Here is a 15,094-nt window from a genome sequence, read left to right on the forward strand (position 1 = left end):
GTCGCTTCGTCTCAGACTGCGACGGCCGCGCGGATCTGCTCCAGCACGTCCTTGGCGCTGGCCGGGATGGGCGTGCCCGGGCCGTAGATGCCCTTGACGCCGGCTTCGTACAGGAAGTCGTAGTCCTGGCGCGGAATCACGCCGCCGACGAAGACGATGATGTCGTCCGCGCCCTGCTTGCGCAGTTCTTCGATGATGGCCGGCACAAGAGTCTTATGGCCGGCGGCGAGCGTGCTCACGCCCACGGCGTGCACGTCGTTTTCAATCGCTTGCCGCGCGCATTCTTCGGGCGTCTGGAACAGCGGGCCCATGTCGACGTCGAAGCCCAGGTCGGCGAACGCGGTGGCGACCACCTTCGCGCCGCGGTCGTGCCCGTCCTGGCCCAGCTTGGAAATCATCACGCGCGGGCGGCGGCCCTGCGCTTCGGCGAAGTCGTTGATCTCGGTCTTCAGCGCTTCCCAGCCTTCGGCCGAGTCATAGGCGGCAGCGTACACACCGGTCACCTTCTGCGTGTCGGCGCGATGGCGGCCGAAGGATTTTTCGAGGGCGTCGGAAATCTCGCCGACGGTGGCACGCGCACGCACCGCGTCGATGCTCAGCGCCAGCAGGTTGCCGGTGTTGCTTTCGGCGGCGTCGGTGAGCGCGTCGAGCGCGGCCTGCACCTTGGCGTTGTCGCGCGAGGCGCGGATGCTCTGCAGGCGCGCCACCTGCTGCTCGCGCACCTTCACGTTGTCGATCGACAGGCTGTCGATCGCGTCTTCGCTCTTGAGCTTGTACTTGTTGACACCGACGATCACGTCCTTGCCCGAGTCGATGCGCGCCTGCTTCTCGGCGGCGGCGGCTTCGATCTTGAGCTTGGCCCAGCCGCTGTCGACGGCCTTGGTCATGCCGCCCATGGCCTCGACTTCTTCGATGATGGTCCAGGCGGCGTCGGCCATGTCCTGCGTGAGCTTTTCCATCATGTAGCTGCCGGCCCAGGGATCGATCACGTTCGTGATGTGCGTCTCTTCCTGGATGATCAGCTGCGTGTTGCGCGCGATGCGCGAGCTGAACTCGGTGGGCAGCGCAATGGCTTCGTCGAGCGCGTTGGTGTGCAGCGATTGCGTGCCGCCGAACACCGCGGCCATCGCCTCGATGGTGGTGCGCACCACGTTGTTGTACGGGTCCTGTTCGGTGAGCGACCAGCCAGACGTTTGGCAGTGCGTGCGCAGCATCAGGCTCTTGGGGTTCTTGGGATTGAACTCCTTCATGATGCGGCACCACAACAGACGCGCCGCGCGCATCTTGGCCACTTCCAGATAGAAGTTCATGCCGATGGCCCAGAAGAAGCTCAGGCGTCCGGCAAAGCCGTCGACGTCCAGGCCCTTGGCCAGTGCGGTCTTCACGTACTCCTTGCCGTCGGCCAGCGTGAAGGCGAGCTCCAGCGCCTGGTTGGCGCCGGCTTCCTGCATGTGATAGCCGCTGATCGAGATCGAGTTGAACTTCGGCATCCTCTGCGCCGTGTACTCGATGATGTCGCCAATGATCCGCATGCTCGGCGCCGGCGGAAAGATGTACGTGTTGCGGACCATGAACTCCTTGAGGATGTCGTTCTGGATGGTTCCGCTCAGCTGGTCTTGCGCCACGCCCTGCTCTTCGGCCGCGACCACGTAGCCTGCCAGCACCGGCAGCACGGCGCCGTTCATCGTCATGGACACGCTCACCTTGTCGAGCGGGATCTGGTCGAACAGGATCTTCATGTCCTCGACCGAATCGATCGCCACGCCGGCCTTGCCGACGTCGCCGGTCACGCGCGGGTGGTCGCTGTCGTAGCCGCGGTGGGTGGCCAGGTCGAAGGCCACGCTCACGCCCTGGCCGCCGGCGGCCAGCGCCTTGCGGTAGAACGCGTTCGATTCTTCGGCGGTGGAGAAGCCGGCGTACTGGCGGATGGTCCAGGGGCGCACCGCGTACATGGTGGCTTGCGGGCCGCGCAGGTAGGGCTCGAAGCCGGGCAGCGTGTCGGTGTACTTCAGGCCTTGCAGGTCGGCCGCGGTGTACAGCGGCTTCACGCTGATGCCGTCGGGCGTGATCCAGTTCAGCGCATTCACGTCGCCGCCGGGCGCCGACTTGGCGGCGGACTTGGCCCAGGCGTCGAGGTCGGCCGGCTTGTAGGTGGGTTCGGGTGTGCTGCTGCTCATGGAAGGCGCCGCTCCAGGCGGTGGTCTGACGGGATTCGCAAGGTCGCTTGCACGGATTTGCAAGCCGTTCACAAGTCTAACCCATCTGTAATTATTAATTCAAACGCGATTTTGAAGTACAGTTCAGCCCATGTCCGCCGTCACCCTGACCCCCCGCGCCCTCTATGAAGAGGTGGCCGAGCTCCTGCGCCAGCGGATCTTCCGCCGCGAGCTGGAGCCGGGCAGCTGGATCGACGAGCTCAAGCTGGCCGAGGAATACGGCATCAGCCGCACGCCCCTGCGCGAGGCGCTGAAAGTGCTGGCCGCCGAAGGGCTGGTGACGATGAAGGTGCGCCGCGGCGCCTACGTCACCGAGGTGTCGGAGCAGGATCTGGCCGACGTGTACCACCTGCTCTCGCTGCTCGAGAGCGACGCCGCCGGCGTGGTGGCCGAGCGCGCCACCGACGCCCAGCGCGCCGAGCTGAAGGCGCTGCACGCCGAGCTGGAAGCCGCCGCCGCCCCGGGCAAGGAAGACCGCGAGCACTTCTTTGCGGTGAACGAGCGCTTCCACATGAGCCTGCTGGCCATTGCCAACAACAAGTGGCGCGACCAGATGGTGGCCGACCTGCGCAAGGTGATGAAGCTCAATCGCCACAACTCGCTGCTGAAGGCGGGGCGCATTGGCGAGTCGCTGGCGGAGCACCGGGCGGTGATGGCGGCCATCGAGGCGCGCGACGCGGCCACGGCCATGGCACGCATGCGCGAGCACTTCCTCAACGGCCTCGAAGCCGCTGTATAGGGCTCTCCCCCAGGCTGCGCGCACTTCGTGTCGCTTCGCCAACCCCCTTCCGGGGGCGACGCCTGCGGCCCGGCAGAGCCGGTTCCGCGGCGTCCCACGAAGGTGACCGGCGCCCTTCGGGCGCGGTCTATTTCCTTTTTCAGCCTAGCGTGAGGGTGCCGGCCTCTGTCGCGATGCGCTGGGCGATTTCCAGCATGCGCGGGGCGACACGGCTGAGCATGGCTTCCCTCGGCAGCAGGTAGGCGGGGCCGCCGCAGCTCACGCCGTAGCGTTCGCCGCGCGGGCCTTCGAGCGCAAAGCCCAGGGCGTGGATCTGGGGGTTCCATTCGCCGAAGGAGGTGCAGTAGCCCAGGCGGGCGTGCTCTTCAAGGCTGGCGATGAGGCGCGGCTCGATGGCGTGCCAGTTCTCGCCGGTTTCGAGGCGGATCTGCTCCAGCAATGCCGACTGCTCGGGCCCGGGCAAGGCGCCGATGTAGGCGCGGCCGGAGGCGGAGGTGGCGATGGACATGCGCGAGCCGACGTCGATGCGGGAGCTGATGAGCGCCGAGCGCGGGCGCAGCGAATCGATGACCAGCATGTCCAGGTCGTCGCGCACTGCCATGTGGATGCTGGCGCCCGACAGTTCGGCCAGGTTGCTGAGGTGCGGACGCGCCAGCGCCCTCAGGTCGAAATTGCGCAGGTAGCGGCTGCTCATGTCGAGCAACACCGGCCCCAGGCTGAAACGCTCGCTGTCTTGCGACTGCCGCAGATACCCCGCCCCCACCAACGTCGCCGTGAGGCGCGACACCGTGGCCTTCGGAATGCCGGTGGTGTCGGCCAGCTCCCGGTTTCCGACGGGCGCCGCCGCCATCCCGATGACCTTCAGCAGCGACAACCCCCTGGCAAGCGCACTGACTTCTTCCTTGCTGCCTGCAGCTTCACTCATAAGACAGAACCTTTTTCTTGTTTCCCTGACCGCCTTATTCTTGAGCAAAAACAGGTGCTTCGCTCACACTTGTTGTTGCATTGTCATGAAACTGTGTTCCATCGAGCGTCAACTTCGCTCAATTGTGTTGACTGTCTACAAAGTCGGGGCGGCGAGGCCGGAATTCAGGCGGCCTGGGCGGCAGGTTCGTGCGCCAGCGCCATCACTTCGTGCGGCGGGCGGGTCTTCAGGCGGTGGTCGCTCCAGACCTGGCGCCAGCGGCGCGCGCCGGGCAGGCCGTTGCGCAGGCCCAGCATGTGGCGCGCGATCGACCACCAGTTGGTGCCGTGCTCGGCCGCCTCGCGGGCCATGTAGTCGCACATCCGCGCCTCGATGTCCTCGCGCGTGAGCGTCTGCGGGGCGTCGCCGTAGAACTCGGCGTCCCATTCGGCCAGCCACCAGGGGTTGTGGTACGCCTCGCGGCCGATCATGGCGCCGTCGAGCAGCCGCAGGTGCTCGTGCACCTGCGCGTTGGTGGCGATGCCGCCGTTGATCGAAAACTGCAGCGCCGGAAAGTCGTGCTTCAGGCGGTGCACCAGCGCATAGCGCAGCGGCGGAATCTCGCGGTTCTGCTTCGGGCTCAGGCCCTGCAGCCAGGCGTTGCGCGCATGCACGATGAACGTGCCGCAGCCGGCCTCGCTCACCGCGCCGACGAAGTCGCGCACGAACTCGTAGCTCTCGATCTTGTCGATGCCGATGCGGTGCTTCACCGTGACCGGCACATCGACCACATCGACCATCGCCTTCACGCAATCGGCCACCAGCTGCGGCTCGTTCATGAGGCAGGCCCCGAACGCGCCGCGCTGCACGCGCTCGCTCGGGCAGCCGCAGTTCAGGTTGATCTCGTCGTAGCCCCACTCCTGCCCGAGCTTGGCGCAGTGCGCGAGGTCGTGCGGCTCGCTGCCCCCGAGCTGCAGCGCGACGGGGTGTTCTTCTTCATGAAAGCGCAGGTGGCGCGGCACGTCGCCATGGATCAGCGCGCCGGTGGTCACCATCTCCGTGTAGAGCAGCGCGTGGCGCGTCATGAGGCGATGGAAGACGCGGCAATGCCTGTCGGTCCAGTCCATCATCGGGGCCACGGACAAGCGCATGGCTTCGGCGGCACGGGCCTTCCGAGGAAAATCAAGTACTGGCGCGGGGTTACCGCTAATCTCATTCGCTGTCATTCGATCTTGTTTATCGCTATTTTTCGGGTGTCGCTGGTACATTCTTGCCACAAGTTCGGCATGTACCAACGAGAGGGCCCCCTTGGGCAGCATTACCAAACGCAAACGCGCGGACGGAAGCGTAGCGCACATGGCTCGAATCCGGATTCAGGAGGAAGGCGTCGTCGTCCACATTGAAACGGAAACCTTCGACCGCGAGCCGGCCTCGAAGCTCTGGATGAAAAACCGAGAGGCCGAACTCTCCAAGCCTGGGGCCCTGGAAAAAGCTCAGGGCGCCCGATCCGACCTTCGCCGAAGCCATCCAGAAATACATCGACGAGTCGCGCAGAGCCATAGGCCTGCGTAGCCTGTGCAGCAACAACGACGCGAAACGCATCGCCGTCTGCGTTCGCAGAAATCTCGTAGCGATGCATCGCATTGAGCAGTTCGTTGCTCAACGCCCAACCGGCCGAGGCCGGATGGTCCGCTAGCGCTCGCGTCCATTTGACGGTATCGCCGGGGATGAAGGAGATGGGTTCGGTGTTAGGTGTGTCGATAGCCACGGTCGGGCCTCTGGTCAGAGTTGACCGGACTATCAAAGGCAACAAGTGACATCGACAAGGCGCAAGGTGACACCTCCCCTCGTCGCTACGCGCACTGTGACGGCGCGCCAAGGTCTGATGGCGCATGAACCGGCGCACGCCCTTCAGCTCAGCCGGCCAGAAGCTGCAGTCCATCCCCGAGGATCAGAAAAAAGCAAGGCTACTTCAACACTGCCCCGGCAATAGCGATCTACGCCAATCGACTCCCGAAATGGGCTTCGCACGAACCAACCGCATCTCAATGGCGGCGGAGGCAAATGAAGGCTGGGCCGCCAGCAAGCGGGCCTCGCCGTTCAAACTCGCTATAGTGTTTGTAACGAATGCACGCACAGCCTGACTATCGTGTTGGCGTCAAACCATTTACCTTCGCAAAAACTCAAAGGCCATTATGAATGACAACGCATTCTATCAATGCAAATATTTTCTCGAACAAAAGATCCAAGAGCTGCCAGAAAATTCGGAGCTTGTAAAAGCCTATATTGCGCTCATTGAACAGAAAACCAAATTTGACATCGCGTATTTTTCTCAAACATCAGATGTACAGAAAAATTGGAATGACAATCAAGCAAAAATGACTTCTGCTTGGCATGAAAGCCAAGCAAAGGTTACAGCCAAACAAATTGAAGTCAGCGGAAGAGAAACCAATTACAGAACATAACAGGACCATTCTCAGGCCGACGATACTTCGTCACGGCCTCGCGCTCTGGGCAATTTAACAATTGAAAAATCAATGTCTCAAAATCACGCACTGGATGCAATCGAAAGCTTCTTGGAAATCGAAAAGAGATTTGTAGCCTTTTGCAATGTCGTGACATTTATTCCTGCCCACCAAAAGGTCCATTCCCCTGTACTTGCAAGTCTCCTTCTGGATTGTGGAAGTTTAAGCGAATCCATATTCAAGAGTGCAATGGATAACGCCAGGTATAACAGCATCCTTGGAATTGCAGCGATCCGGGCAAAACGATATGCCGGAGTTGCGCCGTTTTACAACATCAATGACTCGCGAAAGGTGTTTCGCCCTGATCAGTTTTACGGCAAAAAGGTTTGGTATATACAAAGAAGTGATTCGTCATTTCCATGGCATGCATGGCAGCAAGCGGCAAAAAATCCATCTTGGTGGAAAAGCTATAACAACGTCAAACATGACAGATTTGGCAACGTCGCCCAAGCCAAACTAGGAACAGTAATGCATGCAATGCAAGCAACATTTTTGGCGCTCGTTCAAACGCTTGATTTTCGAGAAGATCTTGTAAAACTTGGCATCATCAGGTCTCCAACCTTAAATGTAGCATCCTTACTTATAAACGCCACTCAGTGGGAGCCTTTTCCGGTGGCGGATGTCGTCTATGCCAAAAGCCTAGCTTTTGGCTATAAGTTTAAGTCGGTGGGCTCCCCAGGAAATGCAACAGATATCTCAGTCTTCTTATAACCAGTCAATGGTTTCCAGACAATGCGCAGAATGCAGGTCACCTCCCGATCCAATCGTCAAATAGCAAGCACGACGCGGCGCGAATCCATTCCTGTTTTAACGCAACAGCTTATGCCAGCTCAACGCTTCCCCACGCGCCATAGATGACATCGGCCGTCATCCTTTGAGCCTTTGGTTTCCGCTGCGAGTCAACTGAGTAGTTCGCAATTAATTCTTCTCGCCGCGGCCTCAACACTATCGACCGATAGTTGCAGGCGTCTTGGACCGGCTCAACGCCCGGGCGCTTTGACGATACGGAGAACCTGACGCTCAGAAAGCTCATAGCGCCGCGAAAGCAGCTTTATGCGCTCGCCGGCAAGGTAGTCACGGAAGATCCGGCTATTGCGATTGCCATGCCCCTCCCCGGGGCGCTTCGCGATGAACACACGGTCACCACCCCAGTCCGCACGGATGCCAGCCTCGACGCCCTTCACCAACTCAGGCGTCAGCTCGCCTTTGGCTTCGGCAAGTGCTTCCTGCACTCGCCCGAGGATGTCGAGAACGATGTCGTTTTGATTCGTGATGTTCACCATGATCTAGCGGGGAAGGATTGACGGGAGGGACGTTGAACGCTTCGGCGCGGCGGAGCCGGCTTAGGGGGCGCAACTAACGGCGGCGCGGGTATTGGCGGTGCGGGAGGCGCTAGCGGCGCGCTCGTCGTGCTCGGCTCGGCATCTGCCTGGTCGGAGGGCTGCTCAACCGATTGCGTTTCGCGTGGAACGTCCGCTGGTGAAACCTCTTGCGCTTGTTCCACACGAAACAGATCACCGTTCGCCGGCTGCACGATGGACTCCAGCCGTTCCCACATCTTTCCGGTGTATAGGTGCAGACCGAGCATGTGCGTGCAGAGATCGCATAGACCGAGCAATCCAACGCCTCATTGCGCACGCCAGGCGACTTCATCCACTTGTAGGCCTCGCCACCAGCAACGCGCTGCGGCACGCGCGCCTCAGAGGTCAACTGCGTGTAGAACTCGCGCGGCAGGTCCACGCAGAAGTGAACGAAGCCAACGCCCTTCTTCTCGACGCACAGGCGGCCGTAAAGCAAATCCTTGACGGTGTCGGCGCCGACGTACCAGAGGCGCACGCCGCGCTTGATGATCTTCCCGCCCCAGTTCACGTCCTGGACGGTGGCCTTGCTCTTCACCATCTTCGACGGCTGCGGGTCGCCGCGCACCGCAAAGACCCGTTCACGCTCGCGCTGGCGGCAGTAGTTGTAGGCCTGGTGCGTGAAGTGACCGCCGGTGTCCACGGCCATCGCTTCGATCTTCATTGCCTGCCCGCTGGCATGTTGAAAGATCGTCTTGCGGTAGGCGTCGAGGTGCGACCAATCGCGCTCGTCGGCGGGGGTCGCGTAGATCACGCTGTAATCGATGCACCACATTTCCTCGCCGCGGCCAATGGCCCAGGTCACCACCTCGAAGCGGTTGTCTTGAACGTCCACACCGGTGACCAGCACGAGGCCGCCATACGGCACCGTGAAGTGACGATATTTCTCGGCGCGACGTGAGAGTGCGTGCTCGTCGGCGCGCTCCACCACAGCCTCCCAATACTGGGCAAGGGTTTCGTTCACGAAGCCTTCGAGCGGCGCCGTGTCCCCTGCCTTCGCCTTGATCGTGGCTTCGAGGAATTCGCGCACGATGTCGGACCATGCACGCTGCGGGCTGTAGCCGCTCCACATCTCCACGAAGGCCACATGGCGCGGCGCGCGGATGACAACGCCTTGCGCGTCAGTCCAAACGTGCAGATCGTGGTCGTAGCGATAGCGGCCGCACTCGCTGACCCACATCGCACGGGCGTCCCATATCTGCAGGTAGTCGGCTTCGACGGAGGCAGCGCCCACATGGTCGAAAGCGGCCCAAGCGGTACCCGAATGCCACATTCCTGGCACAGGCCAGAGGCCGTTGTAGCGTAAGTGACTGATAGGCCTACAGTTTTTCTGAAGGTCCCATCCAATCCATCATGGGCGCGACGGAGATGATTTTTTCTTTCAGATTCAAGGACTTGTCGTTCATACGCGGGGCGCTCGCTCGGGGGCGTAGTTTCTCACGCGCCGGTTTTTGGCGAGCCGCCTGCCCGGTAGTTCCCCGGCGTCACGCCGAAGCAGCGGCGGAACCAGCGCGAGAAATGCGCCTGGTCGGCAAAGCCGCATTGCGCCGCCACCTCGGCGGGTGCATGGCCCTCGCGCAGCAGCACCTTGGCGCGAGCGATGCGCGCCAGCCGCGCGTACTGCGCCGGCGCCATGCCGATCGCCGCGCGGAACAGGCGATGGAAATGCTCGCGCGATACACCGAGCCGTTCGGCGAGCGACGTGGGTTCGATGCGGCAGGCGTCCTCGGTCGCGAGCAGGTCGCACACGGCCTCGACGCGCGCATCAGCCGCCGCCCGCGCAACCGCCACGAGCGGCTCGGTCGTCTGCGTGCGGAAGATGCCGTCGAGCAGCGCGCCGATGCGCGCACCGTCCTTCGCCGATGCCGCCTGCGCGAGCGCATCGACGCTCGCCTCGTCGCGCCAGACCTCCTGCCGCAGCGACCCGCGCCGACCCGCCGGCCAGCCCATTCGCGCCGCCACCCAGGCGTGCGGCACATACAACATCACCATGCGAAAGCCCTGCGCGCTCACGCCGGCGGTGTGCAGCGCAAACGGCGGCATCAGCACCAGCTCGCCGGCCTGCGCGGTGCGGGGCGCGCCGGCGCAGACGAACTCGCAGCGACCTTCGACGATCGCGCCCACGCTCCACTCGGCATGCCAGTGCAGCGCGAAGTGCGCCTTGGGATCGCCCGCGAACATCACCTCGACCGGCGTGCCGTCGGCCAGCGGCAGGCCGATCACGTGCGAGGTCGTCGGGGCGGGAAGCGTCATGACCCGCCGAGGGTAGCGCAGCTACCTGTCGGAGGCAGCGCCCTCCTCACACCGCGATCGCGCCGCGCACCGTGAGGCCCATCCAGCCCGCGCTGGCCTGCGTCGTTTGCACGGGGCCGAGCAACGCGAGTTCCTCGACCGGGTGCTCGTGGAAACGCAGCGTGGCCTCGCCCCGCACCCAGCCCGTTTCGACGCGGTCGATGATGTCGGCGCGCAGGTAGCGCGGCACCGCCATGCTGCCCGCCTGCGTCAGGTCGGGCCAGCCGATGGCGCCGATGGTGGGCGCGGCCAGGAAGCCGAGCGGCCCGCTCGCCTCGCCCGACAACGTGACCGAGGCATCGACGAGTCGCCGCTCCTTCACGCTGAGGCTCGCGCCGAGCCGGCTGCCGGCGACCATCGGCGCGGCGGCCGGATGGATCAGCGGCAGGCTGCGCGTGAGCCAGGTCTGGCCGATCTTCTTGGGCCAGCCCTGCAGCCAGCCGCGCAGCATCGAGATGTCCTGGTCGACGTAGATGAGCGGGCAGTAGAAGCAGCGGCGCGACGTGTCGCCGCGCGCCGGTTCGATCTCGAGCACCACGATGGTCTCGCGGTACTGCGCGTACACGGGGTCGAGCATTTCGCGCCCGTCGTCGCCGCACGATTGCCAGTCGGCGAAATGCACGCAGCCATGGCCCGTGGCCACGCCGACCTCCGGCGGCACCAGCGCGGCGCCGCGTGCGGCATCGAACGAGAAGCCCACGTTGACCAGCCACCCGGCGTAGTGCCACGGCGGCGCCTGCACGAGCGCGCTGCGGCCCGAGGCGGTGAAAGGCGGAGCGAAGGAAGACGAAGAAGAAGGCGACATCAAACAACCTGTCGTGACGGAGTCAAAGAAGCCCCGCAAGATATGCACGCCCCGCGCCCGCGTCTTGTACGCCAGTGATGCAATGCACAAACAGCGCTTTCGCGTGCGCGGGGGACGCCATGTGGCGGCGTTGTCCGACTCCGCCCCGCCCTCGCCTCGTGACAATGGACCGGCCCGGCAGACCCGCGCCACAAGCGCAGACGAGCCGACGCATTTCATTTCCAGGCTACGCACCGATGACCCGCATCTACCTCATAGAAGACAACCCCCTGATCGCCACCACCCTGACCGATGGACTGAGGGAATTCTCCGGATGCGAAGTCGTCGCCACCGCCAGCAGCAGCGACGAAGCCATCGACTGGCTCGACGCGAACCCCGACGCCTGGGACGCCGCCGTGATCGACGTGTTCCTTGCGCAAGGCAACGGCCTGACCGTGGCCAACCACCTGAGGGAACGCAAGTCGCCCGCGCAGCGCACCGTGGTGTTCATGAACCACGCGACCTCCGAGGTGCGTGAAGGCGCGCTGTCGGCGGGCGTCGATGCGGTGTTCGACAAGTCGCTGCAGCTCGAAGATTTCTACGACTTCTGCCGCACGCTCGGCATTGCGCCGCGCCGTTAGTCGTTCAGACGTTGGCCGCGCGAATCGATTCGGCCAGCAGCCCCAGCCCTTCTTCAAACACCGCCTCCGGAATGGTGAGCGGAAACAGGAAGCGCACCACGTTCCCGTGCACGCCGCAGGTCAGCAGCAGCAGACCGCGCTCGAGCCCCGCCGCATGCACGCGCTTCGTGAACTCGGCGTCGGGCTCGCCGCTGTGCGGATCGCGAAACTCCACCGCCACCATCGCGCCCAGGCCGCGCACGTCGCAGATGCGCGGCACCTCGGTGCGCAGGGCCGCGAGGCTGGCCGTCAGCCGCTCGCCGAGCATGCGGGCGCGGGCGACCAGCCCTTCGTCCTCGATCACGCGCATCGTCTCCAGCGCCGCGGCCACCGCCAGCGGGTTGCCCGCGTAGGTGCCGCCCAGGCTGCCGACGCGCGTGGCGTCCATGAGTTCGGCGCGCCCCGTGAGCGCCGACAGCGGAAAGCCGCCGGCCAGGCTCTTGGCGGTCGTCACCAGGTCGGCCTCGATGCCGTAGTGCTCCAGCGCGAAGAGCTTGCCGGTGCGCCCGAAGCCGGTCTGGATTTCGTCGACGACCAGCAGGATGCCGTGGCGGTCGCACTCCGCGCGCAGGTGCTCCATGAGCGCGGGCGGCGCCACGTAGAAGCCGCCCTCGCCCTGCACCAGCTCGATGACGATCGCGGCCACGCGCTGCGGATCGACGTCGGTCTTGAACAGCCGGTCGAGTGCCGCGACGCTGTCGTCCACCGTCACGCCCAGCGGCGCGGCGGGGAACGGCACGTGCCACACATCGCCCGGCATCGGGCCGAAGCCCGCCTTGTACGGCGCAACCTTGCCGGTGAGCGCCATGCCCATGAAGGTGCGGCCGTGGAAGGCGCCCGAGAACGCCACCACGCCGCTGCGGCCGGTGGCGGCGCGCGCCACCTTCATCGCGTTCTCGATGGCCTCGGCGCCGGTGGTGAAGAGCGCGCTCTTCTTGGCACTGGGGCCGGGCACCACGCGGTTCAACTGCTCGCACAGCGCCACGTATTCCTCGTAGGGCGTGACGTGGAAGCAGGTGTGGTGAAAGTCGTCGAGCTGCGCGCGCACGGCGGCCACGATGCGCGGGTGGCGGTGGCCGGTGGCGAGCGTGGCGATGCCGCTGGCAAAGTCGACGAAGCGCCGGCCTTCCACGTCCCACAGCTCGGCGTTGTCGGCGCGAGCGGTGAAGTGCGGCGTGAGCGTGCCGATGCCCTGCGCGCAGGCGGCGTTCTTGCGGGCCTGCAGGCTCGCGTTGGTCGTGACTTGGGTGAGCATGAAGAAAGAGAAATGAAGAGAAGGAGGAAAGGAAATCAGCCGCGCATCAGGTGCTCGGCCAGCGCGCGAAAGGCGGGCATCGAGGTCGGCAGGTGCGCGTTGGCGGCCAGCGGGTGCGAGGCAAAACGCGCCACCACCATCTCGGCCTCGGGGTCGATGTGCAGCGCCTGGCCGTGGATGCCTTGCGCGGTGAAGGTGCGGCGCGCGTCGTGCGCCACCCACCACATGTTTCTGTAGCTCCAGCCGGCCAGCCGCGTGTAGCCCGCGAGCGCGAAGCGCGCCGGATCGGCGCCGCGGCGGATGTCGGCCACCACAGCCTCGGGCACGATCTGCGTGCCGTTGAAGGCGCCGCCGAGCCGCATCATTTCGCCCAACCGCGCAAGGTCACGCAGGCCGGTGCACAGGCCACCGCCCGCGAACTCGGCGCCCTGCCCGTCCACCGCAAAGGCTGCGTCTTGCTCGGCGCCCAGGCGCGACCAGATGCGCTCGCCCAGCACCCGCGCCAGCGGCTGGCCCGCCACGCGGCTGATGAGCCAACCCAGCACGTCGGTGTTGACGGTGCGGTAGGCAAAGGCCTCGCCGTGCGTGCCCTGCCCCTGCACGGTCTGCAAAAACTGGCGGTAGCCCTCGGCGCCCGCGTAGTCCGCGGGGCGCGGCAACAGCTGGCCGGCGCGCGCGTGCTTCCACACGCCGGCCTCGGGGTCGGTGTAGTCCTCCGAGTAGTCGATGCCCGTCGTCATGTCCATCACCTGGCGCACGGTGGCATGGCCGAAGGCGCTGGCCGCCAGCTCGGGGATGTAGTGCCGCACCTGCGCGTGTTCGTCGAGCTCGCCCTCGGCCGCGAGCATCGCGCCGACCGTGCCGACGACCGACTTGGTGACCGACATCGCCATGTGCTGCCCCTGCTCGTCGAGCGCGCCGAAGTAGCGCTCGTACACGATGCGGCCGCGGTGCAGCACCACCGCGCCGTCGGCGCAGATCGTTGTGAGCGCGCTGCGCCAGTCGGTGCGCGAGCCGTCGGCGGGGAAGGTGAAGGCCAGGGTGTCGAGTTCGGGCCGCTCGGCGCGCGGCAGCACCGACACCGGGCCGGTGCCGCGCGACACATTGCGCGTCGGCTGCAGCTCGCGCAGGTGCGAGAAGGCCCAGCGGTTCTCGGGGGCCTGGAAGATCGGGCGTTCGCGCGGGCGCGGCACCGCGGTGCCGGCCGTGGGAAAACCATCGCGCCAGCCGTCTGCCAGCGCGGCATCGGGAGCCGTCGTTTCTTGGGGGGTCATAGGGGCGTCGTGGCTCATTCGCCGAGCGCATCGAGGTCGCCCATCACGCGGCGCTCCAGGATGTCGCTGGCACGGCTCAGGTGGGCGTGCATGTGCTTGGCGGCGACTTCGAGCTTGTTCTCTTCGACCGCGTCGAGGATCTGCAGGTGCTCGCGGCAGGACTTGCGCAGCAGGTCGATGTTCACCAGCGGGTAGTCCGACAAGTCGGAGATGCGGCGCAGCCGGTTCTGCTGCTTCACCGCATCGAGGATGAAGCGGTTGCCCGAGGCACTGGCCAGCAGCTCGTGGAACTGTGCGTTGGCCTCGAAGAACTCCATCCACGAATGGCGCGAGGCGTGCGTGAGCAAGGTCTGCTGCTGTTCGCGGCAGGCCAGCAGCCGCTCGTGCTCGACCTTGAAGCCCGGCTCGCGCAGCGCCGCGCATTCGACCACCAGGCGAAAGCGGTAGCTTTCGCGCTCGCTCTCGACCGAGTCGAGGGTTTCAGTGAACTCCCAGCGCTGGTAGTGGCGACCGCGCAGCACGCCGTCCTGCAGCAGCGTGGTCATCACGTTGCGCAGCAGCGGGCGCGGCACGCCGTAGGTCTGGGCCAGCTCGAGCTCGTTGACGCGCGTCGGCAGCTTGCCCGCAAGGCGGTCGCGCAGCACGCGGTAATAGAGCGTCTTCTCCTCGTCTTCCGGCATCTCGCGGCGTGCACGGTCGAGCGCCTCGCGGTCGGCCACCAGCGTGTAGCCGCGGTTGGGCACATGCGCCAGCAACTCTCGCTCGTGCAAGAGGCGCAGCGCGGCGCGCACCGGCGTGCGCGAAATGCCGAGCCGGCCGGCCAGGTCGGTCTCGGTCATGTGGCGGCCGTTCTCGTAGCCGCCGGCCAGGGCCTGGTCGAGGATGTAGCGGCTCACGCGCTGGGTGAGCGGCGGGATCGACTTGTTGTCCATCTGCGTCTGCATCTGCTGCTGCGGGGCCATCCATGGGTCTCCGGAAACACGGGCTGGGTGCCGATCATCGCGGGTTCTTTGTATTTTTGGCCCTAAAAAACCATGTACATCTCGCGCCAAAAATACAATTTGGAT

The 15,094-nt window shown here is 64.9% G+C and carries 15 protein-coding genes; 5 read left to right on the top strand and 10 right to left on the bottom strand.

The genetic code is table 11. The features are described 5' to 3' along the window. Nucleotides 1-11 precede the first annotated feature (11 nt). On the bottom strand, nt 12-2,177 hold the full coding sequence (gene scpA, locus AC07OX_RS03400) for a methylmalonyl-CoA mutase (RefSeq protein WP_495259856.1): 2,166 nt from the start codon (nt 2,175-2,177) through the stop codon (nt 12-14). 130 nt (nt 2,178-2,307) lie between these two features. Between scpA and AC07OX_RS03405 the strand changes: the two genes are divergently transcribed. Continuing rightward, the gene (locus AC07OX_RS03405; RefSeq protein ID WP_062473203.1) at nt 2,308-2,955 is read left to right on the top strand and encodes a GntR family transcriptional regulator; all 648 of its coding nucleotides are present in this window, start codon (nt 2,308-2,310) and stop codon (nt 2,953-2,955) included. Between the two features lie 139 nt (nt 2,956-3,094). Here the strand turns inward: AC07OX_RS03405 and AC07OX_RS03410 are convergent, their stop codons facing one another. Further along, entirely contained in the window at nt 3,095-3,880 is a 786-nt protein-coding gene (locus tag AC07OX_RS03410) for an IclR family transcriptional regulator (protein ID WP_062473201.1), read from the bottom strand. 164 nt (nt 3,881-4,044) lie between these two features. Then, the gene (gene dusA / locus AC07OX_RS03415; RefSeq protein ID WP_495259858.1) at nt 4,045-5,010 is read right to left on the bottom strand and encodes a tRNA dihydrouridine(20/20a) synthase DusA; all 966 of its coding nucleotides are present in this window, start codon (nt 5,008-5,010) and stop codon (nt 4,045-4,047) included. A 741-nt stretch (nt 5,011-5,751) separates the two neighbouring features. Between dusA and AC07OX_RS03420 the strand changes: the two genes are divergently transcribed. The 3 genes from AC07OX_RS03420 (at nt 5,752) to AC07OX_RS03430 (ending at nt 7,095) form a co-directional block, all read left to right on the top strand. Further along, nucleotides 5,752-6,003, top strand: a complete 252-nt coding sequence (locus AC07OX_RS03420; RefSeq protein WP_495259859.1) for a hypothetical protein — start codon at nt 5,752-5,754, stop codon at nt 6,001-6,003. A gap of 51 nt (nt 6,004-6,054) precedes the next feature. After that, nucleotides 6,055-6,324 carry a hypothetical protein gene (locus AC07OX_RS03425; RefSeq protein ID WP_495259860.1) on the top strand — a complete coding sequence of 90 codons (270 nt, stop codon included), beginning with the start codon at nt 6,055-6,057 and terminating at the stop codon, nt 6,322-6,324. 72 nt (nt 6,325-6,396) lie between these two features. Then, nucleotides 6,397-7,095, top strand: a complete 699-nt coding sequence (locus AC07OX_RS03430; RefSeq protein ID WP_495259861.1) for a hypothetical protein — start codon at nt 6,397-6,399, stop codon at nt 7,093-7,095. A gap of 269 nt (nt 7,096-7,364) precedes the next feature. Here AC07OX_RS03430 and AC07OX_RS03435 read toward each other — a convergent pair whose 3' ends face one another. The 4 genes from AC07OX_RS03435 to AC07OX_RS03450 all read right to left on the bottom strand — a co-directional run bounded on the left by AC07OX_RS03435 (nt 7,365) and on the right by AC07OX_RS03450 (nt 10,839). Beyond that, nucleotides 7,365-7,664 (bottom strand): Mor transcription activator family protein, encoded by a 300-nt coding sequence (locus AC07OX_RS03435; RefSeq protein ID WP_495331011.1) that lies wholly within the window; start codon nt 7,662-7,664, stop codon nt 7,365-7,367. 112 nt (nt 7,665-7,776) lie between these two features. Continuing rightward, complete coding sequence (locus AC07OX_RS03440) at nt 7,777-8,976, bottom strand: terminase gpA endonuclease subunit (protein ID WP_495259864.1); 1,200 nt, start codon at nt 8,974-8,976, stop codon at nt 7,777-7,779. 203 nt (nt 8,977-9,179) lie between these two features. After that, a complete protein-coding gene (locus AC07OX_RS03445) occupies nt 9,180-9,995 on the bottom strand; it encodes an AraC family transcriptional regulator (RefSeq protein WP_495259865.1) in 816 nt (271 codons plus the stop codon). Nucleotides 9,996-10,041: 46 nt separating this feature from the next. Next, on the bottom strand, nt 10,042-10,839 hold the full coding sequence (locus AC07OX_RS03450; protein WP_495259866.1) for an acetoacetate decarboxylase family protein: 798 nt from the start codon (nt 10,837-10,839) through the stop codon (nt 10,042-10,044). 236 nt (nt 10,840-11,075) lie between these two features. Between AC07OX_RS03450 and AC07OX_RS03455 the strand changes: the two genes are divergently transcribed. Then, nucleotides 11,076-11,459, top strand: a complete 384-nt coding sequence (locus AC07OX_RS03455; RefSeq protein WP_062473196.1) for a response regulator — start codon at nt 11,076-11,078, stop codon at nt 11,457-11,459. Nucleotides 11,460-11,463: 4 nt separating this feature from the next. Here the strand turns inward: AC07OX_RS03455 and gabT are convergent, their stop codons facing one another. Genes gabT through AC07OX_RS03470 form a run of 3 tightly spaced genes read right to left on the bottom strand, consistent with a single transcriptional unit; the run spans nt 11,464 to nt 14,989 of the window. Beyond that, nucleotides 11,464-12,753, bottom strand: a complete 1,290-nt coding sequence (gene gabT / locus AC07OX_RS03460) for a 4-aminobutyrate--2-oxoglutarate transaminase (RefSeq protein WP_495259867.1) — start codon at nt 12,751-12,753, stop codon at nt 11,464-11,466. Nucleotides 12,754-12,788: 35 nt separating this feature from the next. Further along, the gene (locus AC07OX_RS03465; protein ID WP_495259868.1) at nt 12,789-14,027 is read right to left on the bottom strand and encodes a serine hydrolase domain-containing protein; all 1,239 of its coding nucleotides are present in this window, start codon (nt 14,025-14,027) and stop codon (nt 12,789-12,791) included. Nucleotides 14,028-14,041: 14 nt separating this feature from the next. Further along, nucleotides 14,042-14,989 carry a GntR family transcriptional regulator gene (locus AC07OX_RS03470; protein ID WP_495259869.1) on the bottom strand — a complete coding sequence of 316 codons (948 nt, stop codon included), beginning with the start codon at nt 14,987-14,989 and terminating at the stop codon, nt 14,042-14,044. Between the last annotated feature and the right edge of the window lie 105 nt (nt 14,990-15,094).

It is taken from the genome of Variovorax sp. GW821-FHT09D07 (genome assembly GCF_059416345.1).